General features: G+C 66.0%; 20 protein-coding genes and 1 other RNA gene. 11 read left to right on the forward strand and 10 right to left on the reverse strand.

What is annotated here, in order from left to right; genetic code table 11:
• Positions 1-6: 6 nt before the first annotated feature.
• The 3 genes from serC to gyrA all read right to left on the reverse strand — a co-directional run bounded on the left by serC (position 7) and on the right by gyrA (position 4,366).
• The gene (gene serC / locus KBW98_RS15855; protein ID WP_211521123.1) at positions 7-1,095 is read right to left on the reverse strand and encodes a 3-phosphoserine/phosphohydroxythreonine transaminase; all 1,089 of its coding nucleotides are present in this window, start codon (positions 1,093-1,095) and stop codon (positions 7-9) included.
• An 18-nt stretch (positions 1,096-1,113) separates the two neighbouring features.
• On the reverse strand, positions 1,114-1,653 hold the full coding sequence (locus KBW98_RS15860) for a DUF2059 domain-containing protein (protein ID WP_211521124.1): 540 nt from the start codon (positions 1,651-1,653) through the stop codon (positions 1,114-1,116).
• Positions 1,654-1,750: 97 nt separating this feature from the next.
• Entirely contained in the window at positions 1,751-4,366 is a 2,616-nt protein-coding gene (gyrA, locus tag KBW98_RS15865; RefSeq protein WP_211521125.1) for a DNA gyrase subunit A, read from the reverse strand.
• Positions 4,367-4,741: 375 nt separating this feature from the next.
• Here gyrA and ompA point away from each other — a divergent pair, with 375 nt between their 5' ends.
• The 4 genes from ompA (at position 4,742) to KBW98_RS15885 (ending at position 7,856) form a co-directional block, all read left to right on the forward strand.
• The gene (gene ompA, locus KBW98_RS15870) at positions 4,742-5,452 is read left to right on the forward strand and encodes an outer membrane protein OmpA (RefSeq protein ID WP_211521126.1); all 711 of its coding nucleotides are present in this window, start codon (positions 4,742-4,744) and stop codon (positions 5,450-5,452) included.
• Between the two features lie 207 nt (positions 5,453-5,659).
• Complete coding sequence (ubiG, locus tag KBW98_RS15875) at positions 5,660-6,364, forward strand: bifunctional 2-polyprenyl-6-hydroxyphenol methylase/3-demethylubiquinol 3-O-methyltransferase UbiG (protein ID WP_211521127.1); 705 nt, start codon at positions 5,660-5,662, stop codon at positions 6,362-6,364.
• A gap of 29 nt (positions 6,365-6,393) precedes the next feature.
• The gene (locus KBW98_RS15880) at positions 6,394-7,101 is read left to right on the forward strand and encodes an HAD family hydrolase (RefSeq protein WP_211521128.1); all 708 of its coding nucleotides are present in this window, start codon (positions 6,394-6,396) and stop codon (positions 7,099-7,101) included.
• Positions 7,102-7,220: 119 nt separating this feature from the next.
• Positions 7,221-7,856, forward strand: a complete 636-nt coding sequence (locus tag KBW98_RS15885; RefSeq protein WP_211521129.1) for a glycine zipper 2TM domain-containing protein — start codon at positions 7,221-7,223, stop codon at positions 7,854-7,856.
• Between the two features lie 34 nt (positions 7,857-7,890).
• Here the strand turns inward: KBW98_RS15885 and KBW98_RS15890 are convergent, their stop codons facing one another.
• Entirely contained in the window at positions 7,891-8,736 is an 846-nt protein-coding gene (locus KBW98_RS15890) for a class I SAM-dependent methyltransferase (protein ID WP_373888957.1), read from the reverse strand.
• 161 nt (positions 8,737-8,897) lie between these two features.
• Between KBW98_RS15890 and ssrA the strand changes: the two genes are divergently transcribed.
• From ssrA to KBW98_RS15910, 4 genes are all read left to right on the forward strand, one after another.
• Positions 8,898-9,256, forward strand: a transfer-messenger RNA (tmRNA) gene (gene ssrA, locus KBW98_RS15895).
• A 207-nt stretch (positions 9,257-9,463) separates the two neighbouring features.
• Positions 9,464-11,602, forward strand: a complete 2,139-nt coding sequence (locus tag KBW98_RS15900) for a DUF4214 domain-containing protein (protein WP_211521131.1) — start codon at positions 9,464-9,466, stop codon at positions 11,600-11,602.
• Between the two features lie 100 nt (positions 11,603-11,702).
• Positions 11,703-13,604 carry a sulfatase-like hydrolase/transferase gene (locus KBW98_RS15905; protein ID WP_211521132.1) on the forward strand — a complete coding sequence of 634 codons (1,902 nt, stop codon included), beginning with the start codon at positions 11,703-11,705 and terminating at the stop codon, positions 13,602-13,604.
• Positions 13,605-13,857: 253 nt separating this feature from the next.
• The gene (locus tag KBW98_RS15910; protein WP_211521133.1) at positions 13,858-14,415 is read left to right on the forward strand and encodes a manganese efflux pump MntP family protein; all 558 of its coding nucleotides are present in this window, start codon (positions 13,858-13,860) and stop codon (positions 14,413-14,415) included.
• A gap of 93 nt (positions 14,416-14,508) precedes the next feature.
• On the opposite strand, the gene KBW98_RS15915 is transcribed toward KBW98_RS15910, so the two are convergent.
• The 5 genes from KBW98_RS15915 to KBW98_RS15935 all read right to left on the reverse strand — a co-directional run bounded on the left by KBW98_RS15915 (position 14,509) and on the right by KBW98_RS15935 (position 19,369).
• Complete coding sequence (locus KBW98_RS15915) at positions 14,509-15,114, reverse strand: type 1 glutamine amidotransferase domain-containing protein (protein WP_211521134.1); 606 nt, start codon at positions 15,112-15,114, stop codon at positions 14,509-14,511.
• 80 nt (positions 15,115-15,194) lie between these two features.
• Complete coding sequence (gene tssG, locus KBW98_RS15920) at positions 15,195-16,175, reverse strand: type VI secretion system baseplate subunit TssG (protein ID WP_373888958.1); 981 nt, start codon at positions 16,173-16,175, stop codon at positions 15,195-15,197.
• A complete protein-coding gene (tssF, locus tag KBW98_RS15925) occupies positions 16,172-18,019 on the reverse strand; it encodes a type VI secretion system baseplate subunit TssF (protein ID WP_211521136.1) in 1,848 nt (615 codons plus the stop codon). The genes tssG and tssF overlap by 4 nt, the downstream gene beginning before the upstream one ends.
• A gap of 111 nt (positions 18,020-18,130) precedes the next feature.
• Positions 18,131-18,442 (reverse strand): chaperone modulator CbpM, encoded by a 312-nt coding sequence (locus KBW98_RS15930; protein WP_211521137.1) that lies wholly within the window; start codon positions 18,440-18,442, stop codon positions 18,131-18,133.
• A gap of 12 nt (positions 18,443-18,454) precedes the next feature.
• Complete coding sequence (locus KBW98_RS15935) at positions 18,455-19,369, reverse strand: DnaJ C-terminal domain-containing protein (RefSeq protein ID WP_211521138.1); 915 nt, start codon at positions 19,367-19,369, stop codon at positions 18,455-18,457.
• A gap of 162 nt (positions 19,370-19,531) precedes the next feature.
• Here KBW98_RS15935 and KBW98_RS15940 point away from each other — a divergent pair, with 162 nt between their 5' ends.
• Complete coding sequence (locus KBW98_RS15940) at positions 19,532-20,935, forward strand: MATE family efflux transporter (RefSeq protein WP_211521139.1); 1,404 nt, start codon at positions 19,532-19,534, stop codon at positions 20,933-20,935.
• 87 nt (positions 20,936-21,022) lie between these two features.
• Complete coding sequence (locus KBW98_RS15945; RefSeq protein ID WP_211521140.1) at positions 21,023-23,242, forward strand: S9 family peptidase; 2,220 nt, start codon at positions 21,023-21,025, stop codon at positions 23,240-23,242.
• Between the two features lie 239 nt (positions 23,243-23,481).
• Here the strand turns inward: KBW98_RS15945 and KBW98_RS15950 are convergent, their stop codons facing one another.
• Entirely contained in the window at positions 23,482-23,667 is a 186-nt protein-coding gene (locus tag KBW98_RS15950) for a CsbD family protein (protein WP_211521141.1), read from the reverse strand.
• Positions 23,668-23,806: 139 nt separating this feature from the next.
• Between KBW98_RS15950 and KBW98_RS15955 the strand changes: the two genes are divergently transcribed.
• Positions 23,807-24,904, forward strand: a complete 1,098-nt coding sequence (locus KBW98_RS15955; protein WP_211521142.1) for an AI-2E family transporter — start codon at positions 23,807-23,809, stop codon at positions 24,902-24,904.
• The last annotated feature ends 23 nt before the right edge of the window (positions 24,905-24,927 follow it).

Consider the following 24,927-nt stretch of genomic DNA (forward strand, 5'->3'; position numbering starts at 1 on the left):
TGGCGTTTACCGCCCTGCGAACTCGTTCAAATAATCGACGAGGGCCTGTACGCCCTCGATCGGCATCGCGTTGTAGATCGATGCCCGCATGCCGCCGACGGACTTGTGGCCCTTCAGTTGCAGCAGCCCGCGCGCCTTCGCGCCGGCCAGGAATTGCTCGTTCAGTGATTCGCCGCGCAGGTAGAACGGGATGTTCATGCGCGAACGGTATTCCGGCGCCACGCGATTCTGGTAGAAGTCGTCGGCGTCCAGCGCGGCGTACAGCAGGCGCGCTTTCTCGATATTGCGCTGCTCCATCGCCGCCACGCCACCGTTGCGCTTGAGCCAGTCGAACACCAGGCCGGCGATGTAGATCGCATAGGTCGGCGGCGTGTTGAACATGGACTCGTGCTCGGCCACGGTCTTCCAGTGGAAGGCGGAGGGGCAGATGTTCAGGGCTTCGCCCAGCAGGTCGTCGCGCACGATCACCAGGGTCAGGCCGGCCGGGCCGATGTTCTTCTGGGCGCCGGCGAAGATCACGCCGTACTTCGATACGTCGATGCTGCGCGACAGGATGTGCGAGGACATGTCGGCCACGATCGGCGTGCGCGCGTCGACCTCGGGGACGAAGTTGTACTCGACGCCGTCGATGGTCTCGTTGGTGCAGATGTGCAGGTAGGCCGCGCCCGGGGTCAGCTGCCAGGACTCGCGCGGCGGCACGCCGGTGAAGCCGCTTGCCTCGCTCGATGCGGCGACGTTGACGTTGGCGTAGCGCTTGGCTTCCTTGATCGACTTGCCCGACCAGGAACCGGTGTGGATGAAGTCGATCGTGCCGGGCTGGGGGCAGCAGCCGAGCAGGTTCATGGGGATGATGGCGTTCTGGCCCAGGCCCCCGCCCTGCATGAACAGGACCTTGTAGTTGGCCGGCACCGCCAGCAGCTCGCGCAGGTCGGCCTCGGCCTGCTTGTAGATCGAGATGAATTCCGGACCGCGGTGGCTCATCTCCATCACCGACATGCCGCTTCCATGCCAGTCCAGCATTTCGGCGGCTGCCTGCTGCAGCACTTCCTTCGGGAGGACGGCCGGGCCGGCCGAGAAGTTGAAGATCTGGGTCATGCGGTCCTTTCTTGGCGCTTACTGTTTCTGGATGTCCTGCATCGCCTGCTGCATCAGTTTTCCGACGCGCGGCAGCACGATCTTCTGGCTCAGCGCCACGCTCTCCGCCGACAGCTTGGGCATCAGGGTCATCATCTTGCGGCCCACGGAGGTGGCGTAGAAGGCGGTCAGCTGATCGATCTCGGCGACCGTGAAATTGTCGGCGTACATGGGGACCATTTCGGCCATCATTTCGTCGACCAGGCCCGGATCGCGGAACAGCTGGTTCAGCGCCTGGGCCACGCCCGGCAGGACCTTGTCGACCTTGGCCATCGCGTCGCGCTTCTGCGCCGCATTCAGGCCGGCGTCGTTCTGGATCATGCTGGCCGCCTGCGCATGCATCATGGACGGCATCGCCTTTTCCATCTCGGCGAAGGAAGCGACCATCGTCTTGCGCGCGTCCATGACCTCGAGCAGATTCTTCGCCGCGGCGGTGGTCTGCGCGTCGGCGGCGAAGGCCAGGGAAGGCAAGCCCGCGAAGGCTGCGGCGGCGCTCAGGACGAGGACGATTTTTTTCATTGTGCTTCCATGCGGGCCGGTGCGCCCTGTGGACAAGAGACAGCCGGCTCACCAGGCCGGCTGCGGGGCGGGAGCCGCGCTCCCGCCCTGGCCCGGATTACTCCGGCGCCGGCTCGAGCTCGACTTCCTCGAGATCGGTTTCGACGATGCGCTGCAGGCCCGACAGCTTGGTGCCGTCTTCGACCGCGATCAGGGTCACGCCCTGGGTCGCGCGGCCCATCTCGCGGATCTCGGCCACGCGGGTGCGGATCAGCACGCCGCCGGTCGTGATCAGCATGATCTCGTCGGTCTGGTCGACCAGGGTCGCGGCCACCACCTTGCCGTTACGCTCGGAAGTCTGGATCGCGATCATGCCCTTGGTGCCGCGGCCGTGGCGGGTGTATTCCGTGATCGGGGTACGCTTGCCGAAGCCGTTCTCGGTGGCCGTGAGCACCGACTGCTGCTCGTTCTCGGCCACCAGCAGGGCGATGACCTGCTGGCCTTCTTCCAGGTTCATGCCGCGCACGCCGCGCGCGGTACGGCCCATCGGACGCACGTCGTTCTCGTCGAAGCGCACCGCCTTGCCGCCGTCGGAGAACAGCATCACGTCGTGCTTGCCGTCGGTCAGGGCGGCGCCCACCAGCACGTCGCCTTCGTCCAGGTCGACCGCGATGATGCCGGCCTTGCGCGGGTTGCTGAAGTCGCGCAGCGGGGTCTTCTTGACCGTGCCCAGCGAGGTCGCCATGAACACGTAGTGGTCTTCCGGGAAGGTCCGGTTCTCACCCGACAGCGGCAGGATCACGGTGATCTTCTCGTTCTCCTGCAGCGGGAACATGTTCACGATCGGCTTACCGCGCGAGTTGCGCGAACCCTGCGGCACCTCCCACACCTTCAGCCAGTACATGCGGCCGCGGTTCGAGAAGCACAGGATGTAGTCGTGGGTGTTGGCGATGAACAGCTGGTCGATCCAATCCTCGTCCTTGGTCGCCATCGCCTGCTTGCCGCGGCCGCCGCGCTTCTGGGCGCGGTATTCCGAGATCGGCTGCGACTTCATGTAGCCGGTGTGCGAGAGCGTGACCACCATGTCCTGCGGGGTGATCAGGTCTTCGGTTTCCAGGTCGCTGGCATTGTGCTCGATGGCCGAGCGGCGGGTGTCCTTGCCGTTGTCGGCGTATTCCGCCTTGATCGCCACCATCTCGTCCGAGATGATGGAGGTCACGCGCTCGGGCTTGGCCAGGATGTCGAGCAGGTCGGCGATGTGGGCCATCACTTCCTTGTACTCGTTGACGATCTTGTCCTGCTCCAGGCCGGTCAGGCGCTGCAGGCGCATCTGCAGGATTTCCTGGGCCTGCTCGTCCGACAGCTTGTACAGGCCGTCCTGCTGCATGCCGTAGTGCTTCGGCAGGTGCTCCGGACGGAAGGCCTCGATGCCGCCGGCCGCGCCGGTTTCGGTACGGTTCAGCATTTCGCGCACCAGGGACGAATCCCAGGCGCGCGCCATCAGTTCGGTCTTGGCGATCGGCGGCGTCGGCGCGGCCTTGATGATCGCGATGAAGTCGTCGATGTTGGCCAGGGCCACCGCCAGGCCTTCCAGCATGTGGCCGCGGTCGCGCGCCTTGCGCAGCTCGAACACGGTGCGGCGGGTGACCACTTCGCGGCGGTGCGACAGGAAGCACTCCAGCATCTGCTTCAGGTTCAGCAGCTTCGGCTGGCCATTGACCAGCGCCACCATGTTCATGCCGAAGGTGTCTTGCAGCTGGGTCTGCTTGTACAGGTTGTTCAGCACCACTTCCGGCACTTCGCCGCGCTTCAGTTCGATGACCACGCGCATGCCCGACTTGTCGGACTCGTCGCGGATATCGGAGATGCCTTCGAGCTTTTTCTCGCGCACGTTCTCGGCGATACGCTCGAGCAGCGACTTCTTGTTGACCTGGTAGGGCAGCTCGTCGACGATGATCGCGGTGCGGCCGCCGTCCTTGCCATATTCTTCGAAGTGGGTCTTGGCGCGCATCACCACGCGGCCGCGGCCGGTGCGGTAACCGTCGCGCACGCCCGAGACGCCGTAGATGATGCCGGCGGTCGGGAAGTCCGGCGCCGGGATCAGCTCGATCAGCTCGTCGATCGTGCAGTCCGGCGTACGCAGCACGTGCAGCGCGCCGTTGATGACTTCCGACAGGTTGTGCGGCGGGATGTTGGTGGCCATGCCGACCGCGATGCCGGACGAACCGTTGATCAAGAGGTTCGGGATGCGGGTCGGCAGGACGGTCGGTTCCTTTTCCTTGCCGTCGTAGTTCGGCTGGAAGTCGACCGTGTCCTTGTCGATGTCGGCCAGGATCTCGCTGGCGATGCGGTCCAGGCGGCACTCGGTGTAACGCATCGCCGCGGCGCTGTCGCCGTCGATCGAGCCGAAGTTGCCCTGCCCGTCCACCAGGGTGTAGCGCAGGGAGAAGTCCTGCGCCATACGCACCAGGGTGTCGTAGATCGAGGCGTCGCCGTGCGGGTGGTATTTACCCATCGTGTCGCCGACCACGCGCGCGCACTTCACGTACGGGCGGTTGTGGACGTAATTACTCTCGTGCATGGAGTACAGCACGCGGCGGTGCACCGGCTTCAGGCCGTCACGCACGTCCGGCAGAGCTCGCCCCACGATCACGCTCATGGCGTAGTCGAGGTAGCTCTTGCGCATCTCTTCTTCGAGGGAAATGGGGACTGTTTCTTTTGCGAATTGATCCATGGGGCGGGTCGGCTGCTTTTCAGCGTTTGGTTATGAGTTGCAACGGACGATTCTACCACGCGCGCCTTAGCTGCTGCGCAATTCCACACAGGGCTTTCAGCGTCCCGTTCAAGGGTCCGCCGCGTCCCAGATTTCCACGATTGTCGAGGTGGCTTGTGAGCTCTTGGGCAATCGTTGCATTTAAACAACGTCAAGCGAATAATGCTTGATGTTTGATTTAAGTGCAGTCGTGCAGTTTTGGTGCATATGGCAAAATGGCCAGGAAGTTAATTGCTTGTTTCATAATACGAAACAGACTGCTCGGCCGCCGTGTTATCATCATGACCACATGGAGCCTGTCTGCGTCGCTGGGAATCTACCGAAAAGGAAAACAACATGAATAAACTGGCCACCTTCTTGCTCGCAGCGTCGGCCGCGATCGCGGGCAATGCCTTTGCGCAGAGCGCACCGCCGTACGCACCGCTGACCACCGACATCCAGGCGCGCACTCCGTACAGCGCCTATGTGCAGGACAGCCGCGGCGTGATCGCCCGCAATCCTTTCGGCCTGTGCTGGCGTACCGGCTACTGGACCCCGGCCGACGCGGTCCCGGGCTGCGACGCGCCGCTGTGCGTCCCGCCTGAAAAACTCGAAAACGGCAAGTGCGTCGCCCCGCCGCCTCCGCCGGCGCCGGCGCCGGTCGCCGAACCGGCCCCTGCCCCGGCCCCGGCTCCGGTCCCAACCTCGGAAAAGGTGAGCTATTCGGCCGACGCCTTCTTCGACTTCGACAAGGCCGTCCTGAAGCCGGCCGGCAAGGCTTCGCTGGACGAGCTGGTCTCGAAGCTGGGCGACATGAACCTGGAAGTCATCATCGCCGTCGGCCACACCGACTCGATCGGCACCGACGCCTACAACGAGAAGCTGGCGATCCGCCGCGCCGAAGCCGTCAAGGCCTACCTGAAGGGCAAGGGCGTGGAAGAAAACCGCATCTACACCGAAGGCAAGGGCGAGAAGCAGCCTGAAGCGGACAACAAGACCGCCGCCGGCCGCGCCAAGAACCGCCGCGTGGAAATCGAAGTCGTCGGTACCCGTACCGTCAACAAGTAATCCGCGCCACCTTCTGAAAGCCCCGCTTCGGCGGGGTTTTTTTTCGGGTTCCGAACTGAGAGTTGCAGAATCCGCGCAGGTTTAAACCCCTCGCCTTATCACAACGTCATTCCGGCGAAGGCCGGAATCCAAGTTTGCGTGATTTCCCTGCGACATTTTTCTCACTTCAAGTTGTCCCCGCCATTCTTTCCGCTATTATTCCGACCTATGACGACGACCAACGCAGACCCCCTAGAAATCCAGAAGTTCAGCGAACTGGCCCACCGCTGGTGGGACCCGACTTCCGAGTTCCGTCCGCTGCACGAAATCAACCCCCTGCGCCTTGAATGGATCAATGCGCGCGCGCCCCTGGCCGGCAAGAACGTGATCGACATCGGCTGCGGCGGCGGCGTGCTGTCCGAATCGATGGCGCGCAAGGGCGCCAAGGTCACGGGTATCGACCTGTCCAAGAAAGCCCTGAAGGTCGCCGACCTGCACAGCCTGGAATCGGGCGTCGAGGTGCGCTACAAGCACATCGCCGCCGAAGAAATGGCGGCCCAGGAAGCCGGCCAGTTCGACGTCGTCACCTGCATGGAAATGCTCGAGCACGTGCCGGACCCCGCCTCGATCGTCCAGGCCGCGGCCAACCTGGTGAAGCCGGGCGGCCACGTGTTCTTCTCGACCCTGAACCGCAACCCGAAGTCCTACCTGTTCGCCGTGATCGGCGCCGAGTACATCCTGCGCATGCTGCCGCGCGGCACCCACGACTACGGCAAGTTCATCACGCCCTCCGAACTGGCCCACTACGCGCGCCTGGCCGGCCTGCAGGTGGACAGCATGAAGGGCCTGACCTACAACCCGCTCACCAAGATCTACTCGCTCAACAACGACACCGATGTGAACTACATGGTGGCGTGCAGCAAGCCGCTCTAAATCACGCTCCAACCCTTTCGTAGACTCCCATGACTTTCCCGACCGTTCTGCCGGCACCGCGTGCCATCCTGTTCGATCTCGACGGCACCCTGGCCGACACGGCGCCCGACCTGGCGGCGGCCGTCAACTGGCTGCGCACCGAGCGCGGCCTGGCGCCGACGCCCTACGACATCCTGCGCCCCACCGCCTCGGCCGGCGCGCGCGGCATGATCGGCGCCGCCTTCGGCCTGGCGCCGGGCGACGAGGGCTACGAGGAGCTGCGCCTGGCCTGGTTCGACCGCTACCAGTCGGCCATGTGGCTGCACACCACCCTGTTCGACGGCATCAAGGAACTGCTGGACGGCATCGAGCAGGCCGGCATGGCCTGGGGCATCGTGACCAACAAGCCGGCCCGCTTCACCGACCCGCTGGTGCCGAACATCGGCCTGGCGCACGCCGGCTGCATCGTCTCGGGCGACACCACGCCGCACGCCAAGCCGCACCCGGCCCCGCTGCTGGAAGGCGCGCAGCGCCTGGGCCTGGCGCCGGAACAGTGCTGGTACGTGGGCGACGACTTGCGCGACATCGAAGCCGGCCGCGCCGCCGGCATGGTCACCGTGGCCTGCGCCTGGGGCTACTGCGGTGCGATCGAGCCTTCGACCTGGGGCGCCGACTACCTGCTCGACACCCCGGCGCATCTGATGCAGACCCTGCGCGAGGTGGCGGACGCGGCGCGCCAGGCGGAACGCGTCGCCTGAGCGCGCAAGATTGCCGAGTTACATCTATTTACGATTGATACAGGCTCCTGTCTATCTCTGAGTCGGGCCTGCCATTAATCTACTCCTGCACGACAACAAAACGTCTTAGGGAGCAGAACATGGAAACGACTCAGACCACCAACCGCATTCACCCGATCATGGCCGCCGCTGCCGCTTCGGTGATCATCGTCAGCCTGACCGGCGCCGCCGCGATCAGCGGCCTGCTGCCGACCTCGAAGGGCGCTCCCGAACCGATGGCCAACCAGCAGCAGCTCGCCGCCATGGCAGCCGCTTCGCCTTACGCCATGCAGTCCAGCGTGACGCCGGCTGCCGGCGCCCAGGGCCAGGTCGCGATGCCGCAGATGGCGATGCCGGTCAGCGCCGCGCCGCAGATGGTCCCGGCCATGGCCGCGCCGCAGCAGGTGGCCTATGCCCAGCCGCAACTCGCCCCGCAGCCGACCGTGATCGTCAAGGAACGCGTGGTCGAGAAGCCGGTCGTGAAGGTGGTCGAGAAGACCCGCGTGGTGCACGCCGCGCCGAAGCAGACCCACTATGAAGAGCCGCGCTACCAGCCGGCGCCCGCTCCGGCTCCGGCCCAGCCGAACTATGTCGGCATCGGCACCGGCGCCGTGATCGGCGGCCTGATCGGCAACCAGATCGGCGGCGGCAACGGCAAGAAGCTGGCCACCGTGGCCGGCGTGATCGGCGGCGGCATCATCGGCAACCAGATCGCCAACGCGAACGCCAACCGTTAAGCGCAGTTCGCTTCGACAGGAAAGCCGCAGGCACTCAGCCTGCGGCTTTTTTTCTGAAGACGCCGACGATGATATCGCTCGGGAACATGCGCAGCACGGGAATGGCGGCCATGATCGCGGCGTACTGCAGGTAGAGCGAGAGGACCGGCACATTGCCGGCGCAGCGCAGGCGCTCCAGCAGCCCCTTGGCGCGCAGGGCCGGCAGCTCGGCCGCCCCGGCCAGCTCGAAGCCCTGCCCCGCCACCAGCTGGCACAGGTTGCGCGGATTGAAGTAGTGCACATGCGGCGAAGGCAAATCCTTCTGCCACAGGCGCTCGAAGGGCGCGCGCCAGCCCATGCGGGCGATCAGCTTGGACAGGCGGTAGAAGAAACCGCGGCTGCTGGGCAGGTTCAGGATCAGGATGCCGCCCTCGTCCAGGCGCTCGCGGCAGGCGTCCAGGGCGCTGCGGATATCGGGAATGTGCTCGATGACGTCGTTGAACACGATCACGTCGAAGCGCTCGCCCTCGGCCAGCACGTCGGGGAAATAACCGGAGCGCACAGGCAGGCCGCGCGCGGCAGCGCGGCTGCCGACCACCGCGTCGGGCTCCACGCCGAGCACGTCGAAGTCCTCGCGCGCCGTCTCCAGGAACCAGCCGTGGGCGCTGCCGACGTCGAGCAGGCGGCGCGCCCCCGGTTGCGCATGCTTTTTCGCATAGCCCACGATGGTCTTGAAATTCTCCAGGCGCAGCGCCTTCAGCCCCGCCTCGCGCTCGGCCTCGTTGACTTCGGGCCCCGTGTGCGCATTGATGGCGCCGGTGAGCGCCGCGCTCTCGTAGCTGCAAGCGGGACAGGTCGCATGCCAGCCGGCGAGGCCGGCCACCTGGGAGTTACCACACACGATACACGCCATACCGGGATTCTCTCGCTGGGTCATATGAGAACGCTAGCATATTGCAATTCAAGCATGCATTGTGGGTTATTTTGTGGTTGCAGTTTAAGCGCACGCTAAGCTAAACCGCTGTACATCCATGCAGCTTGGGGTACAATGGTGGTTCTGCTGGGGGCGACTTGGTTTCGACGTGGGTTGCAAAGCAGCGCAGGGCATACCGAGGGCTGGTCACCTCGTAAATACATCCAGAAATCAATAACTGCAAACGATAACTCGTACGCACTCGCAGCTTAATTGCTGCTAGCTCCACACCACCTCGCCTCTGGGGTGTACCGCAAGGTTCGTGGAGTCATTTACAGAGGCTCGCAGTAGGCCGGGTTACTTGGTCGACTGTTAAATAATAGGTAACTCGCTTAGTCAAAGGGTGCACATCCCCGTTGCCTAGGTTAAATTAATTGATAGTGCTAAGTATGTAGAACTGTCTGTAGAGTGCTTGCGGACGCGGGTTCAATTCCCGCCGCCTCCACCAAATCATTCACATCGCGAGCGATGAAAGAACCCGCCTTCGAGCGGGTTTTTTCATGGCCGCGCGCTGCGTCATCCTCTAGGCTGGGTCCGTGCAGCCGCATTGTATTCAGTGTGTTTCGGTAATGCGACAGTCTAAGTGGTTGATTTCGCATGATATTGCCGCTGTGATATTCTACTTGCCTTGTCGAAACTAGCATTCACTTTTTACATGAAAAAACTTTATCCGGCGTATTCGATCGCCGTCGCGGCGATGCTCCTGAGTGCTTGCGGTGGGCAGGACGAAGCAGTGGCGCCAGCGCCTACGGCCTCGTCGATGTCGGGTACCGGCGCGCAAACCGCAGCCGTCAGCGCGGAAGCCTATTATCCGGCGCTGCAGCAGATCTACATCGCCTACTTCGGCCGCCCGGCCGATCCGGGCGGGCTTGCCTTCTATGCCAAGAACCTGGCTGCCTCCGGCGCCCCGACCGAACTGCGCGCCCTGATCGACTCGGCCACGCCGAACACCCCGATCCGCGCCCTGCTCGACACCTTCGGCAACAGCGCCGAATCGAAAGCGCTGTACGGCACCGACACCACCGCCTTCCTCACCTCGGTCTACCGCAACGTGCTGGGGCGCACGCCCGACCGCGAAGGCTTGAGCTTCTGGAAAAAGAACATCGATAGCGGCGCGGTGCCTCCCGCCATCGCGGCCATCTGGATCCTGACTGGCGCCACCACGCCCGGCAACACCGATGGCGACCTGATTCGCGTCAAGCTGGCGGCGGCCAGCGCCTTTACCGGCGCCATGAAGTCGACCGAGCAGGCGGGCGCCTACGCCGGTCCCGGCGCCATCCTGCGCGCCCGCTCCTACCTGAGCAGCCTGAGTGTCGACCAGGACCTGACGCTCCTGCCCGGCGTAGGCGAGCGTGTCGTCGACGAACTGGTCATGGCGGCCCATCCGGGCAAGGTGATTTTCCGTGGCACCGTCGCCCTGGGCAACCCGGTGAAGGACGCCTGGGTCCAGGGATGGGACCAGGACGGCGTGCTGGGCGACGTCAAGAGCCTGGCCGACGGCACCTACCTGCTGTCGACCGACCTGGGGCGCAAGCTGCGTCCGCCGATCGTGTTCAAGGCGGAGTTCACCGCGCTCGGCAAGAAGTTCAATCTGTTCAGCATTTCCACCGATGAGAACGGGCGGAACGTGACCATGAACATCACGCCGGTCTCGGACATGATCACGCGCGCCTATATCCCGGCGCCGAACCTGCCGAACCTGGAAGACAAGCTGATCAACGAACCGAGCCGCCTCGAAAGCATCAAGGACACGGCCAAGAAAGTTTTCGGTCCGCTCCTGTCGTCGAACGCGCCCGATCCGATCAGCTCCTACATGGTGGCCGATCCGAAGGTCAACAAATGGGACGCCCTGCTCGAGAAGCTCGTGTTCACGCCGGAAGCGACGCAAACCACCATCGCCTCGGTCGACGGCAAGGTGATCGCGACCGTGCCGGATGCCGAGCTGGTGAGCGGGATTGTTTCCGACCCGGTGAATTCCGTGGAGGCCTTCCGCGCCAACCAGGCGCGCGGACCGCTGACCGACCCCGTCACGCCGCATGTCAACACGGAGACCACTCCGCCAAGCCCGACACCGACGCCGACGCCGACGCCAACCCCGGGCACGCTCCCGGCCCCGACCGGATTCTCGGCCGCGGCCACCGGCGGTTTGAAATTCAGGCTCAAGTGGAACCAGGTTCCCGGCGCGGACCGGTATTACGTCTACCAGCAGAAAAATACGCCACCGGCCGTGGCGCCAGGCACTTACCAGAATGGCCAGCTGGTCCCTACCATGGCGACCGGCGGAAACAGCACGGCCGACGTGGACTGGGATTACCAGGTCGACAGCCCTGGCCTGTACTACTGGATCATCGTGGCGGTGTCCGACAAGAACCAGACCACCACGTTCACGCTGGGTACGGTTTCCAATCCCGTCTCGCTGAATTTCGGCGAGCCGGCCCCTGCTGGCACCTTGACCGCCGATTCGCCCTGCTCGGAATGGCGCAAGGTGATTACCGGCCGCCAGTGGACCATTACCGAGCACGTGAGGTCGAAATGGAGCGGCGACGCTCCGACCGGCGGCACCATGCTGGTCAGGGCGGACAACACGATGGTTGCGACCGGCCAGCCGTTCACGCACGAAAAATCCTTCACAGGCACGATGCTGATCGGGGAACTGTACGGCCGCTGCCGCTACTACCAGCACTCTATCGAAGGCTGGTCGCTGCGCCCCTTCTTCATGTGGTCCTACGAGAATGGCCGTGTGAAGGTGTCGTACGGCTCGGATAGCGCAGCCGAATATTTCATCTTGCAGTAAGTAGGGCGATCTCAGCCGTACAGGTCGCGCAGGCGGTCGATCGACAGGGGCTCGAGGCATCGAGCCCTTGTTTGATCAGTGCGGCTACCAGCCCAGCAGCATGTCTTCGAATTCCACACCCGGCGCCGTCCACGGACCGTCTACATCCGACGCCCTGCCCGTCATCGTCAGCTACGTGCTGGCCGCATCCAGCGTGCTGGCCGTCAAGCACAAGATCATGGCGGTCAGCGGCTACCGCATCGTGGCGCGCATCCTCGGCCTCGAGGAAGCCGCGCTGGGCCCGCTCCTGCGCATGCAGTTCTTCGCGCTCGACATCCTCGTCTTCGCCGCCGTCCTGCCCTGCGCCTTCTTGATCCTGGCCCGCGTGGCCGGCCGTACCGCAGCGGCGCGCACCAGCATGCTCCTGTCGCTGATGCTTGTGCTGCTCGCCTTTGCCAATCTCCAGGCGCTGGGTTCGACGGGGAAGATGCTCTCCATCGACCAGCTCGCGCCGATGCTGGCCTGGGTGCGCGAGCGGCCAGGCGCCTTCTTCGACTACGTGAGCCCGGGCGCCCTGGCGCGCCTGGCCGTGCTGTTCCTGCTCGCGGCGGCCGCCTACTGGCTGCGCGACCTGCCCTTCCTGGCCGTCGGCCGGCGCTTGGCCCGGCCGGCGGCAGCCCTGTGCGTGCTGCTGTCGTTCGCAGCAGCCGGCGGCATGGCGGCCCGCACCCTGCCCGCCTCCAACTTCCATGCCTCCGCGGGCGTCGACATGCTGAGCAGCCTCGTTTCACCGGGCAGCACAGGTGTCGGCGAGCCGGCGCTGGCACAGGCGCTGCAGGCGCTGCATTACCGCTGCGACGACCCCGCCCCGCAGGCGGCGCGGCGCCGCAACTTCGTCTTCTACGTCATGGAGACCATCCCCTACGAGCTGTACGCCTCGCAGCAGGCCGGCAGCCTGCCGGCGTTCAGGGCGCTGGAGAAATCCGCCTACGTAGCGACCCAGCATTATTCGACCTATCCGTTCACGAGTTACGCCCGCTTTTCGCTGTTCACTGGCCTGTATCCCTCGTTCAGGCTCGAGAAGACCCTCCCCTTGCAGGCGCACTATGCCTACCGGAGCGCGCTCGGGCTGCTGGCGGAGCAAGGCTACGACTTCAAGGTGTTCGATCCCGTCACCGTCCGCTACCCCGTGGACGACTGGGTCGTCCACCAGCTCGGCGGCGAAGTGGTGAGCGCCGGCCAGGCTTCGAGCGTGGCCGCACAGGATGAACGCGTCATCACCAAGGCCGTGGACCAGATCGCCCGTTCCGCGCAGGCTGGTACGCCGTTCGTCGTTGCCGTCCTGCCGCAGGTCTCGCATGGGCCCTGGCTGCCGGCGGGCGCCCCCAAGGGGGAGCTATACCGCGAGGGTGCAGCGAGGCTGCGGGAACTCGACCAGGGCCTGGCGCGCATCGTCGCCGCGCTCAAGCAGGCCGGCGTTTATGAGGACACGGTCCTGGTCGTGACGGCCGACCATGGCCTGCGTACCCGCAACGAGGCGCAGTTCCTGTCGACCGAGGTGCTCAACAGCGCTTCCTACCACGTGCCCATGATCATCCATGACCCGGCCTTGCAGACGACCCACGCGGTGTCGCACCCGACCACCCACCTCGACCTGTCGCCGACGCTGCACTGCCTGTACGGACAGCGGCAGCAGGCCATCGACACCCAGGGCGTATCGATGCTCTCCGCGAGAGCCGTTTCGCGCACCGTCCATTTCGACGGCGCCTGGTACCACGGCAGCGAAGGGCTCTGGGATGGCGAACGGTTCTACAGCTACAACCGCCAGCTTGGCCTCCTGTGGAGCAGCACGCGCTTCGATTTCAGCGATGCGACCCCGGTCGCGGACGAAGCGGTGCGCCGCCGGTTTGCCGAGCGGCTGCAGCAGCGCGAAGCCCTGCAGCATGCCTTGCTGGAGCGGCGCCCGCCGGTTCGCGCGGCCACCGTCTCGGCCGGACCCATGCCCGCGCCCCCTGTCCAGTAGCGCAGGGCGCCACCACACTGCACGCCGCGCCCGGCTGGAAGAAGCCGATCTTCTTGCTCAGCCATTCGTGCTGCGGTACCATGCCTTACCCCTTGGGGAGTAGCCTGCTTCCGTTATGGAAGTTTCCGCATCAACATACTTGACGCCCCGGCGTCATGGTGCGCAAGCCAGCCGGTTGGCAAGACCATGGGCATGCAAGCGTGCGGTTCGGGCCACGCGTGCATGCCTTTGTCATGCCCGATCGGAAAGCCTTATGACCCTCACCGCCATGCTCATCCTGGGCCTTGCCATGTCGACCGACGCCTTTGCCGTCGCGGTTGCCATGGGCGCCCGCCGCACCCACATTCCCCTCAACGAAGCACTGCGCACCGGCCTGCTGTTCGGGCTGATCGAAGGCTGTACGCCGGTCATCGGCTGGATGCTGGGCAGCGCGGCAGCCTCGTATGTGGCGGCGTGGGACCACTGGATCGCCTTCGTGCTGCTCTCCGGCCTGGGACTGCGCATGATCCGGGAAGGCATGGGCGACCCGGAGGATGCCGGGGACGTGAGCGGGCGGCCGTTCTGGCTGCTGGTGCTGACCGGATTTGCCACCAGTATCGATGCGCTGGTGGTCGGCTTCGGCCTGGCCTTCGCGGACACGAGCATCGTGACGCCCGCCGTGGCGATCGGCGTGGCGACGCTGTCGATGGTGACGCTGGGGCTGCTGATCGGCCACCGCGTCGGCGCGGTGGTCGGCAAACGTGAGGAAATTTTTGGCGGGCTGGTGCTGATTGTGGTCGGTTGCCTGACGCTCTGGGATCACCTTCGCTAGCTGGGCAGGACTGGCTGAACGCGTGGACGGCAAAGCCGTCCACCCTACGGTTTTTCAGCCGGTCGAACCTCCCGGATCACCGTTGCACCATGCTTAAGAGGTCGGCCCCGGATCCGAGCCGGCCTGCTGGATCACCATCAGCTCCTTCATCAGCGCATTGTTGAACGCCGGGATGTCGGCCGGCTTGCGGCTCGTGATCAGCTTGCCGTCGACGACGACTTCGTCGTCCGTCCATTCCGCCCCGGCCTGTTTCAGGTCGTCCTGGATTTCCGGCCAGCTGGTCAGGTGCTTCGACTCGGCAATGCCCGCCTCGATCAAAGGCCAGGGACCGTGGCAGATCGCGGCGATCGGCCTGTCCTCGTCGCCGAATTCCTTGATGAAGCGGATCGCGTCCTGGTTCTTGCGCAGCTCGGCCGGATTGCGTTCGCCGCCCGGCAGCAGCAGCGCGTCGAAGTCGGCGGGCCGCGCCTCGGAGAGGTTCATCTCGACCCGGAACTTGTCGCCCGGCTGGTCATGGTTGAAGCCCTGCACTTCCGCCCCCGCCGGCTTGGGCGAGATCAGGGTCACTTCCACGCCCAGCTGCTCCAGGAATTTGCGTGGCTCCGTATATTCGACCTGTTCGACGCCGTCGGTCATCAGGACGGCCACCCGCCGTCCTTTCAGGTCCTGCACCGTGGCCTGCTTGAGTTCTTCGCCCATATGCCCTCCTTGCTGATTCGGTTGCTTGTCCAGGACGATTGTAGGGCGCTGGGCCGCGGCGCGTCGCGCGGATGACCCGTTCAAGCCAGCAGGTAGCAGAGGTCCTCGCGGTCGTGCTGATCGGCCGAGGTGGAAAGAAAGCCGTCCAGTCCCAGCCGGGTGGTGCCGTCCAGGCTGGCGCCATCGACGTCCTCGCGGCGCAGCACCACCTGCAGCTCGCGGTAGGGAAGCTCGATGGCGAAACGGTCGAGCAGCGCGGCCAGCACGCGCGCGCCGCTGTGGCCGGGCAGGAAGCGCTCGAAGTCGAGGCTGGACACGGGCCCCACGCGGATGCGGATGCCGAGCTCGGGGCGCACCAGGCGCGCACCCACCGTGGCGCCGGCGCCCAGGGTACAGTTGTTGTCGGCCAGGCGGGTTCGCAGCGCGCTGTCCAGCACGTCCCAGCGGCCGGTGAACTGCCGTACCTGCACCGGCACTCCCAGGTAGCCGGCCAGCACGCCGGCGATCATCCCGGCGGGCACGGCGCGGCAGCGCAACTGGGCGGCGAAGCGGGCCAGGCTGGCCGGAGGCAGCGCGTCCGGGTGCGGCGCCTCGTCCGCCTGGCGCGGCGCCGTGCCCGCGATGGCCAGCAGCAGCGGCAGGTAGCGGTCGCGTCCGTCCTCGGTCCCGCCACGCAGCCGGTACTTGCACCATGCCCGGTAGAACAGCGCCAGCTGCCGTCCCGAGAACATGTCGAAGAAGGCGCGCGCGCTGGCGTCGCCGGTCGCGGCTTCCCAGGCGGCGATGCGCTCCGTGTAGTGCAGGGGCAGCGTCCCCGCCGCGCCGAGCAAGCCCATCAGCAAGGGACGCACCTCGACCGCCGGGCGCTCTTCGGCCGTGCCGCACTCGATGGCCTCGATGTCGCCCGCGGGAAACGCCAGGCCGAGGCTGTTGCGGAACCGGATGACCTCGCCCAGCGCCCGCTCCGGCGCGATCCCCTGGCGCGCGAGCCAGCGCAGCAGCAGCCGCATGGCCTGGAAAAACTCGACGCGCTGCGGCTGGGCGAACAGCCGCCCGATCACACCAGGCTCAGGTCGCCGTTGCGCGCTTCGCATCGCAGCAGTTCCTTGTTGGCCTGGCCGCCCTGGCTGGATACCAGTACCAGCCGCGTGAAGCTGTTGACGTGGACCGACAGGCCGAAGAAGCGGCTGGCGACCTGGGCGAAGACGGCCAGGCTGCTGCCCGCGAAGGCTTCCTCGTCGACCGTCAGCGTGATCTCGGCGCCATGCACCAGGCTGGCGCCGTAGCGGTTGCGCAGCCAGGCGGTGCTGGGACGGCCGCGCACGCCCAGCACCCCCGCGATCTGGCGCTGGGTGGCGGCCGTGCGCGGCAGGTCGTAGAGCGCCAGCGTCTCGCGGAAGGCGTCCAGGTCGGCCAGCGAGCGGTGGTTCAGCGCCAGCTGGGTCACCAGGCGCCAGTGGGTGCCGCCGCGGCTGGCGAAGCGCAGCGGCGCGCTCGGCTTGCGCAGCAGCCGGATCGGCAGCCCGCCGGTGGCGGTCTCGCTCATCAGGTCGCCGCCGGGTGCGCCGTAACCGGCCGCGCAGGCATGCTGGCCGTTGCTGCAGGTCAGGTTGATCGAGGCGACGCTCGATTCGTCCCCGGCCAGCGAGAACTCGTCGTCGGTGAAGGCGATCTTCATGCGGTGGCGGCGGTCGCCGCGGTCGTCGCGCCGGGCGAACCAGTAGCGCTGGCCGCGCCCGCCTCCCTCGCCATGGCGCAAGCCGTAGTAGGGCCGGTACTCGACGCTGCTCGCCTTGCCGCCCGCGCTCCTGAGCACGTGCACGCTGTCGATGCTGTAGACCTCGATGCCGTCCTCGTGCTTGCCCGGGATGACGTCGTACATCGTGGCGCGCTGGGTAATGCGCACCGGACTGGCGGGCTGCGCGAACAGGTTGACCACGGGTGCGCAACCGGGCAGCAGGTGCGACGCGGACAGGGTCTTCAGGATGCGCGCGGCGTTCGCCTCGGCATGCAGCCCGGCGAGCACGACGTGCAGGGTGAAGCGGCGCGCCCCCGCCGGCAAGGCGCCGGCCAGGGCGGCCAGGTCGAGATCGATGAAATGGAATTTCTCGGGGAAGGCGAAGTATTCGCTCAGCAGGCGGTAGGCCGGATGGCTGTGCGGCGGGGCCGGGACCAGCGCGTCATCCTCGTCCAGTCCGCCGAGCGACAGCGGGAAGCGCTCCAGCCTGCGCCAGGTGTCCATGCCGTCGGCCTCGACATAGGTGGCGATGCTCGCCATGAACAGGGTGTCGAGCAGCGCGGAACTCAGCAGGCTGTCGCCGTCCACGTAGAGCCGCAGGCGCTGCAGGCCGAGCTGGTGCAGCATGCGCGCCGGCATGGCGCTGTCGATGGTGATGCCGATGCGCGCGCTGGCCCGCGCCGGCAGGCGCAGCCTGGGCGGCGCGTGCAGCGTCGGATCGAACCAGGCGCGCGCCACCGTCACCGGAGCGACGGCCAGCGCGCTCGTGGTGCGGAAGCGGCAGGGCGTGCCCTTGCCGTTCAGCGAGCTCATCTCGGTGCCGCGCGGAACGACGTGGACATGCTCGGGCTTGAGGCTGCGGCCGGCCGCATCCACGCCCGCATCCACGCGCGCGATCGAGCAGGACGGAATGCCGTGCAGGAAGTGCGGATACAGGCTGCCCAGCAGGGCTTCGGTGAGTTCCGGATAATCGTCGTCGAGCTTCTTGGCGGTGCGCGCGTTGAGCAGCGCGCAAGCCTGGATCAGGCGCCGGATGTGGGGATCTTCGCTGCCTTCCGCGCCCAGCCCGAGGGCGTCGGCCAGCTTGGGGTATTGCTGGGCCAGTTCGCGGCCGACCGTGTTCAGGTAGACCAGTTCGCGTTCGTAATAAGGCAGCAGCTCTTCCATCGTGGCTCCCTCCGTGCCGACTCCTTAAGGTCGGGCAGATCGGAGATGGACGCTTTGCGGGCGCGCAAGGCTTGCGTGGACGCGCCGGCAGCAAAGATGCCGGCCCTGCGGTCAAGGCTCCTGGCCGAGAGCGTGCAGACGGGCGCGCAGGCGCCGGATCTCATCGGCCAGGTCGAGCACCAGCGCGGCCAGCTCCTCGTTGGCGTCGAAATCGCGCTCCAGGTGCAGCAGGCGGCGCGCCCGCGCCAGGTCGCCGCTGCGGAAGCGCCAGTCCGTCACCTGCACCGTGCCGTCGCCCAGCACCCCGGCTTCGACATGGCGCACTACCCATTCCGGCTCGACATTGCAGGCATAGGCGAGCTGGTCCAGGGTCAGCGCCGTCTCGTCCAGCAGCACACCGCTCAGGGATTCATTTCCTTGCATCGTCGCTTCCTCCTAGGCGGTCCGGGGATTGAAGGCCATCTCGCGCGCCATCGCCTGGTACAGCTCGCGCGCCCGGTCGTTGTTCGCGGGCGGCAGCACCACATCCAGGATCAGGTACAGGTCGCCCGGATGGGCGGCCGGGATGCCGCGGCCCTTGAGCCGCAGCTTGCGTCCGCTTTGCGATCCGGGCGGCACCGCCACCTCCACCGGGCCGGACGGCGTCGGCACCGACACGCTCGCGCCCAGCGCCGCCTCCCAGGGCGTGACGGGCACGTTCTCGTAGACATGCGCGCCTTCGATGCGGTAGCGCGGATCGGGATTGAACCCGATCTCCAGGTAGAGGTCGCCCGCCGGCCCGCCGCCGGCGCCGGCATGGCCCTGCCCCGCCAGGCGCAGCTGTTGCCCCGGCGTCACGCCTTTCGGAATGCTGACGTCGAGGGTCTTTTCCCGCATCGTCACCCGCCCATGCCCATCGCGATGTGGCATGCGCAGGCTGACGGTGCGGCTGCCGCCATGGTAGGCGTCGCGCAGGTCGATCCTGACCGCCGCGTGGATGTCCTCGCCGCGCATCTGGTGGGCGCCGCCGTGGCGCGCGTGGCGGCCACGGCCCATGTGGGCGAACAGGTCGGCAAAGATGTCGTCGGCGCCGCCGCCACCGAAGTCGAATTGCTCGCTCCAGTCGGGCGGCGGGCGGAACTGTTCGCCGGGATGATGGCCGCGGCCGAGCTGGTCGTAGGCGGCGCGCTTCTCGGCATCGCCCAGCACGTCGTAGGCTTCGTTGATGTCCTTCGTCTTCGCGTCGGCGTCGGACAGCTTGCTGACGTCCGGATGGTACTTGCGCACCAGCTTGCGGTAGGCCTTCTTGATCTCGTCCGCCGACGCGCCGCGCTCGACGCCGAGAGTCTGGTAATAGTCCTTGTATTCCACGAGCTTGCTCCTGGATCAGGGTGGATGGGTGAGATGATCCATATGTAATGCTCATAGGTGTGCATTTCAACGACGGCCGGCGCGCCAGGCGTCCGGCAAGGCAACGCGGACTGTGCAATAAGACAGTAGAATCGGAGGTTTTCTCCGCCTATCCGCAACGCCATGACCGCCACCGTTTCCGCCGCGCCCACGTCGCCCGTCCGCACCGAGATCGCCACCCTGTGGCGCCTGTCCTGGCCGATGCTGGTCGGCCAGCTGGCGACCGTGGGCATGGGCGTGGCGGACGTGGCCATGACCGGCCACGTCAGCGCGGAAGAGCTGGCCGCGGTGTCGCTCGGCACCTCGGTCTGGTCCATCGTGCTCGTCACCGTGATGGGCACCATGATGGCGATCAATACCGTGGTCGCCCACGAGATCGGCGCCGCGCGCCACGACCAGGTGCCGCATTCGGTGCGCCAGTCGATGTGGAAGGGCCTGCTGGTCGGCGTCCTCGCCTGCCTGTTCGCCAACCTGTGCACCCTGCTGTTCGACCACGTCGGCCTGGACCAGGCGGTGGCCGACCGCGCCGCGCTGTTCCTGCACGTGATCAGCGTCGGCATGCCGGCCTTCGCCTGCTACCGCGCCCTGTACGGCTACACGACCAGCATCAACCAGACCATGCCGATCATGTGGATCGCGATCTTCGGCCTCGTCTACAACGTGGCGATGAACTGGCTGCTGGTATTCGGCAACCTGGGCTTCCCCAAGCTGGGCGCGGTCGGCTGCGCGGTGTCGACCGCGAGCGGCATGTGGCTGATGCTGGGCGCCATGCTGTGGTGGGTCAAGACCTCGCCCGCCTACCGGCTCACCTATCCCTTCGACCGCTGGGAAGGTCCCGAGCTGAAATCCATCGGCGCCATGCTGCGCCTGGGCCTGCCGATCGGCGTGACCTATTTCGCCGAGGTCAGCGCCTTTGGCCTGATCAGCCTGCTGGTGGCGCGCTTCGGCGTGGTGCAGGTGTCTTCGCACCAGGTGGCGCTGAATTTTGCGTCGCTGGTGTTCATGGTGCCGCTCAGCTTTGCCATCGGCATGCTGACCCGCGTCGGCCAGGCCATGGGCGAAGGCAATCCGCAGCGCGCCCGTTTCGTCGGCTGGGTGGGCGTCGGCATGTCGGTGGCCTTCGGCGCGCTCTCGGCGCTGTGCATCGCGATCTTCCGCTGGGAAATCGCGGCTGCTTATACCTCTGACCCGGCGGTGCAGGCCGCCACTGCCCACCTGCTGCTGTTCGCCGCCCTGTTCCAGCTGTCGGACGCCACGCAGGTGGCCACCGCCTCGGCCATCCGCGGCTACCAGGTGACGCGCCCGCCGATGATCATCCAGCTGCTGGCCTTCTGGGGCGTGTCGCTGCCGGTCGGCTGCGTGCTGGGCCTGGCGCCGCAATGGTTCCCGTGGGCGCCCGCCGCGCCGATGGAATCGACGGGTTTCTGGATCGGCCTGGTGATGGGCCTGACGGTGGCGGCGGTGCTGCTCACCTGGTCCTTCGAGAAGCTGGCGCGCCAGCGCATCCGCGATGGAAAACCCGCATAAAACGGAGATACATATTTACAGCGTTTCCAAACGGACTCTGGTATCGTCTCGCCGTTGCAGCAGATTAACTAAATACCAGAGACATCCATGCGCCCTCTCCTCCTTCTCCTGGCCGCCCTCGCGGCCGCTCCCGCCATGGCCGAACGCCTGACGCTGGACCGTATCTACGGCGAACCGGCACTCAGCGGTCCCGGCGTGCGCACCCTGCGCGTGTCGCCCGACGGCGAACGCGTGACCTTCCTGCGCGGCCGTGACGACAACCAGTACCAGCTGGACCTGTGGGAGTACAACACCAAGAGCAAGAAAACCCAGCGCCTGGTCGATTCCAAGCGCCTGGTGCCGAACGAGGAGCTGTCGCTCGAGGAAAAGGCGCGCCGCGAACGCGCCCGTACCGCGGGCCTGTCGGGCATCCTGAACTATTTCTGGTCGCCTGACGGCCGCCAGCTCCTGGTGCCGATCGGCGGCGACCTCTACCTGGTCGACGCCGCCAAGCCGGAGACCGCGCGCAAGGTCGCCTCGGGCAGCGTGATCGATCCGAAGATCTCGCCGAAAGGCCGCTACGTGTCCTTCGTGCGCAACCAGAACCTGGTGGTGATCGACCTCAAGAGCGGCGCCGAGCGCCAGCTGACCACCGACGGCAAGGGCACCGTGCACAACGGCGAAGCCGAGTTCGTGGCGCAGGAAGAGATGGACCAGCACACCGGCTACTACTGGGCGCCGGACGATTCGTACATCGCCTACCGCCGCTACGACGAAGCGCCAGTGCCGGTGGTGCGCCGCTTCGAGATCTTCGCCGACCGCACCGAAGTGATCGACCAGCACTACCCGGCCGCGGGCGATCCGAACGTGCTGATCGACCTCATGATCGTCAACCCGGTCAATGGCGAGCAGCGCAAGATCGACCTGGGGCCTGAGAAGGACATCTACCTCGTGCGCGCCGACTTCAGCGCCGACGCCAGGACCCTGGTCTACCAGCGCCAGACGCGCGACCAGAAGCGCCTGGACCTGGTGGCGGTGGACGTCGCCACCCTGGCCCAGCGTCCGCTGTTCTCCGAAACCTCGAAGACCTGGGTCAGCATCCACAACGACCTGCGCTTCCTGAAGAAGAACAACGCCTTCATCTGGGCCTCGGAGCGCAGCGGCCGCAACCACCTGTACCTGTACGGCCTGGACGGCAAGCTGCTGCATCCGATCTCGTCGGGCGAATGGGGCGTCGACAACGTGCTGGCCGTCGACGAAAGCGCCGGCAAGGTGTATGTCTCGTCGAACCGCGACGCCGTGATCGACAAGCAGACCTATGCGCTGAACCTGGACGGCAGCAACGCCGCCAAGCCGGCGCGCATCACCAGCGGCGACGGCTGGCACGACGCCTCCTTCGCGGGCAACGGCAAGCTCTTCGTCGACACCTATTCGAACCCGCGCACCCCGCCGCAGGTGTCGATCCGCCGCGCCGACGGTTCGATGGTCGAATGGCTCGAAAAGAACGAGCTGAACGCGAACCATCCTTACGCCAAGTATCTGCCGGACCACCTGCCGACCGAGTACGGCACGATCAAGGCCAAGGATGGCCAGACCCTGCACTACTCGATCATCAAGCCGGCCAACTTCGACGCCGCCAAGCGCTACCCGGTGTTCCTGTTCACCTACGGCGGCCCGCACTCCCAGCGCGTGACCCGCGCCTGGGGCAACTACTTCGACCAGTACATGGCGCAGCAGGGCTTCGTGGTGTTCCGCCTCGATAACCGCGGTTCGAGCCGCCGCGAGCGCGCCTTCACCGACGTCATCTACAACAACCTGGGCAAGCACGAAGTCGAGGACCAGCTGACCGGCATCGAGTGGCTGGGCCAGCAAAGCTTCGTCGACCCGAAGCGCGTGGGCGTGTTCGGCTGGAGCTATGGCGGCTACATGACCCTGCGCCTGCTGGCGGCCGCCTCCGACAAGATCGCGATGGGCGTGTCGGTGGCCCCGGTGACCGACTGGGCGCTGTACGACACCCACTACACCGAGCAGTTCGTGGGCGGCACGCCGAAGGTCGATCCGGAAGCCTACCAGCGCAGCGGCGTGTTCGCGCACCTGGACGGCCTGAAGTCGCCGCTGCTGCTGGTGCACGGCATGGCCGATGATAACGTGCTGTTCACCAATACCACGCGCCTGATCGACGAGCTGGTGAAGCGCAATGTGCAGTTCGACCTGATGACCTATCCGGGCGCGAAGCACGGGATTTCGGGGAAGGTCAACCAGCGGCATGTGTATGGGCTGATCGAGGCGTTCTTCAAGAAGAACCTGGGCGGGACGGAGGCGAAGTAGTTCGCGATCCTTCTCGGAACGGCCGCGCTACGCGGCCGTTTTTATTTGTGGTGGCGGAGCGTGGGAATTTGGGTCCCCGCCTTCGCGGGGATGACGTGCGAGAGCAGTCGACTGGGTTGAATTGGCCCGCTGCTCAAATACGTCATCCCCGCGAAGGCGGGGACCCAAGTTTGCAAGCACACCCCATCAACAACAACAGCCGCCTCCCGGCGGCTGTTCCCATCCAACGCAAGCAAAACTTACGGCTTGCGCGTCGCCTCATCCAGCGCTTCGCGCGCATCGCCCAGCTTCTCCTGGGTCTTGCCCTCGACCTGGTTCTTCAGGCCCTTGAGCTGCTGCTCCGGGCTGTCCACCAGCTTGCCGGCTTCTTCCTGGATCTTGCCGCCGATGTCCTGCAGCTTGCCTTCGACTTGGTCCTTGTTCATGATGCGCTCCTTTTCAAGTAGATTCGATGTCAATATAGCAAGGCCGGATGAGCGATTCCGTACGCTTCCGCACACAGCCGTATCCCGCCGAATGCTAATCTTTTTGCAACGCGGCCCCGCCGCCTGAAGGGAGACAGCGATGAACGACAACCAAGCCCCTACCGCGCCTCCGCCGCCCGAGCCGCCCCAGGCGCAGCGCCGGCTGGCGCGCCGCGCCACGCTCATCAACGGCATCGCGGTCCTGTTCCTGTTCGGCGCCGCCGCCATCGTGCTGGCCGCGGACGCCCTGCTGCTGACCTTTGCCTGCATCCTGTGTTCCGTCCTGCTCTACAAGCTGAGCGAGATCCTGCACCGCCGCTTCAAGCTCAACCGCAAAGTAGCGCTGACGGCGGTCGTGCTGCTGCTGCTCGCCATCGTCGGACTGGGTGGCTGGGCCATGGCGCCGCAGATTGCCGAGCAGTCGAGCAAGCTGGCCAAGGAAATCCCGGCCGCCGTGGAGCGCCTGCAAAGCGAGGTCACCCAGCACCCTCTGCTCAAGCGCATCGCCGGCGAACTGCCGCCGCCCGAACAGATCGTCAAGCAGATGGGCAACCTGGTGCCGAACGCCGGCCTGTTCTTCACCGGCATCCTCGGCGCCATGGGCAATGTAGTGATCATCCTCTTCGTCGGCATCTATTTCGCGGCCACGCCCCAGCTCTATACGACCGGCGTGGTGCGCCTGATCCCGCAGACCAAGCGCGACCGCGCCCGCCAGGTGCTGCAGGAACTCGGCCACACGCTGGCCAGCTGGCTGATGGGCAAGGCGGCCTCGATGCTGATCGTCGGTATCGCGACCTCGATCGGCCTGAGCATGCTGGGCGTGCCGCTCGCGCTGATCCTGGGCATCATCGCGGGCCTGCTCGACTTCATTCCCTACCTCGGCCCCATCATGGCGGGCGTGCCGGCCGTGCTGCTGGCGCTGTCGATCAGCCCGGAACTGGCGATGTACACGGTATTCCTGTTCGCCGGCGTGCAACTGGTCGAAGGCTACCTGCTGCAGCCCCTGATCGAGGCGCGCGCGGTCGACCTGCCGCCGGCCCTGGTCATCGTGATGCAATTAATCTTCGGCACCTTGTTCGGCTTCGCCGGCGTGGCGCTGGCGACGCCGCTGGCGGCGGGACTGTCCGTGCTGGTACGGATGCTGTATATCGAGGACGTCCTGGGCGACCGGACGGTCAAGCGGAAAGAGTCTGGATAAGAAAAAGCCGCGCACTGCGCGGC

Origin of the sequence: Massilia sp. ST3 (genome assembly GCF_018119405.1) — a bacterium.
In the GTDB taxonomy this organism is placed as follows: Bacteria; Pseudomonadota; Gammaproteobacteria; order Burkholderiales; family Burkholderiaceae_D; genus Telluria.

What these genes read in the sequence shown, in the direction of transcription:
- serC (WP_211521123.1), bottom strand. Translation starts at nt 1,095, where the DNA reads ATGACCCAGATCTTCAACTTCTCGGCCGGCCCGGCCGTCCTCCCGAAG.
- KBW98_RS15860 (WP_211521124.1), bottom strand. Translation starts at nt 1,653, where the DNA reads ATGAAAAAAATCGTCCTCGTCCTGAGCGCCGCCGCAGCCTTCGCGGGC.
- gyrA (WP_211521125.1), bottom strand. Translation starts at nt 4,366, where the DNA reads ATGGATCAATTCGCAAAAGAAACAGTCCCCATTTCCCTCGAAGAAGAG.
- ompA (WP_211521126.1), top strand. Translation starts at nt 4,742, where the DNA reads ATGAATAAACTGGCCACCTTCTTGCTCGCAGCGTCGGCCGCGATCGCG.
- ubiG (WP_211521127.1), top strand. Translation starts at nt 5,660, where the DNA reads ATGACGACGACCAACGCAGACCCCCTAGAAATCCAGAAGTTCAGCGAA.
- KBW98_RS15880 (WP_211521128.1), top strand. Translation starts at nt 6,394, where the DNA reads ATGACTTTCCCGACCGTTCTGCCGGCACCGCGTGCCATCCTGTTCGAT.
- KBW98_RS15885 (WP_211521129.1), top strand. Translation starts at nt 7,221, where the DNA reads ATGGAAACGACTCAGACCACCAACCGCATTCACCCGATCATGGCCGCC.
- KBW98_RS15900 (WP_211521131.1), top strand. Translation starts at nt 9,464, where the DNA reads ATGAAAAAACTTTATCCGGCGTATTCGATCGCCGTCGCGGCGATGCTC.
- KBW98_RS15905 (WP_211521132.1), top strand. Translation starts at nt 11,703, where the DNA reads ATGTCTTCGAATTCCACACCCGGCGCCGTCCACGGACCGTCTACATCC.
- KBW98_RS15910 (WP_211521133.1), top strand. Translation starts at nt 13,858, where the DNA reads ATGACCCTCACCGCCATGCTCATCCTGGGCCTTGCCATGTCGACCGAC.
- KBW98_RS15915 (WP_211521134.1), bottom strand. Translation starts at nt 15,114, where the DNA reads ATGGGCGAAGAACTCAAGCAGGCCACGGTGCAGGACCTGAAAGGACGG.
- tssF (WP_211521136.1), bottom strand. Translation starts at nt 18,019, where the DNA reads ATGGAAGAGCTGCTGCCTTATTACGAACGCGAACTGGTCTACCTGAAC.
- KBW98_RS15930 (WP_211521137.1), bottom strand. Translation starts at nt 18,442, where the DNA reads ATGCAAGGAAATGAATCCCTGAGCGGTGTGCTGCTGGACGAGACGGCG.
- KBW98_RS15940 (WP_211521139.1), top strand. Translation starts at nt 19,532, where the DNA reads ATGACCGCCACCGTTTCCGCCGCGCCCACGTCGCCCGTCCGCACCGAG.
- KBW98_RS15945 (WP_211521140.1), top strand. Translation starts at nt 21,023, where the DNA reads ATGCGCCCTCTCCTCCTTCTCCTGGCCGCCCTCGCGGCCGCTCCCGCC.
- KBW98_RS15950 (WP_211521141.1), bottom strand. Translation starts at nt 23,667, where the DNA reads ATGAACAAGGACCAAGTCGAAGGCAAGCTGCAGGACATCGGCGGCAAG.
- KBW98_RS15955 (WP_211521142.1), top strand. Translation starts at nt 23,807, where the DNA reads ATGAACGACAACCAAGCCCCTACCGCGCCTCCGCCGCCCGAGCCGCCC.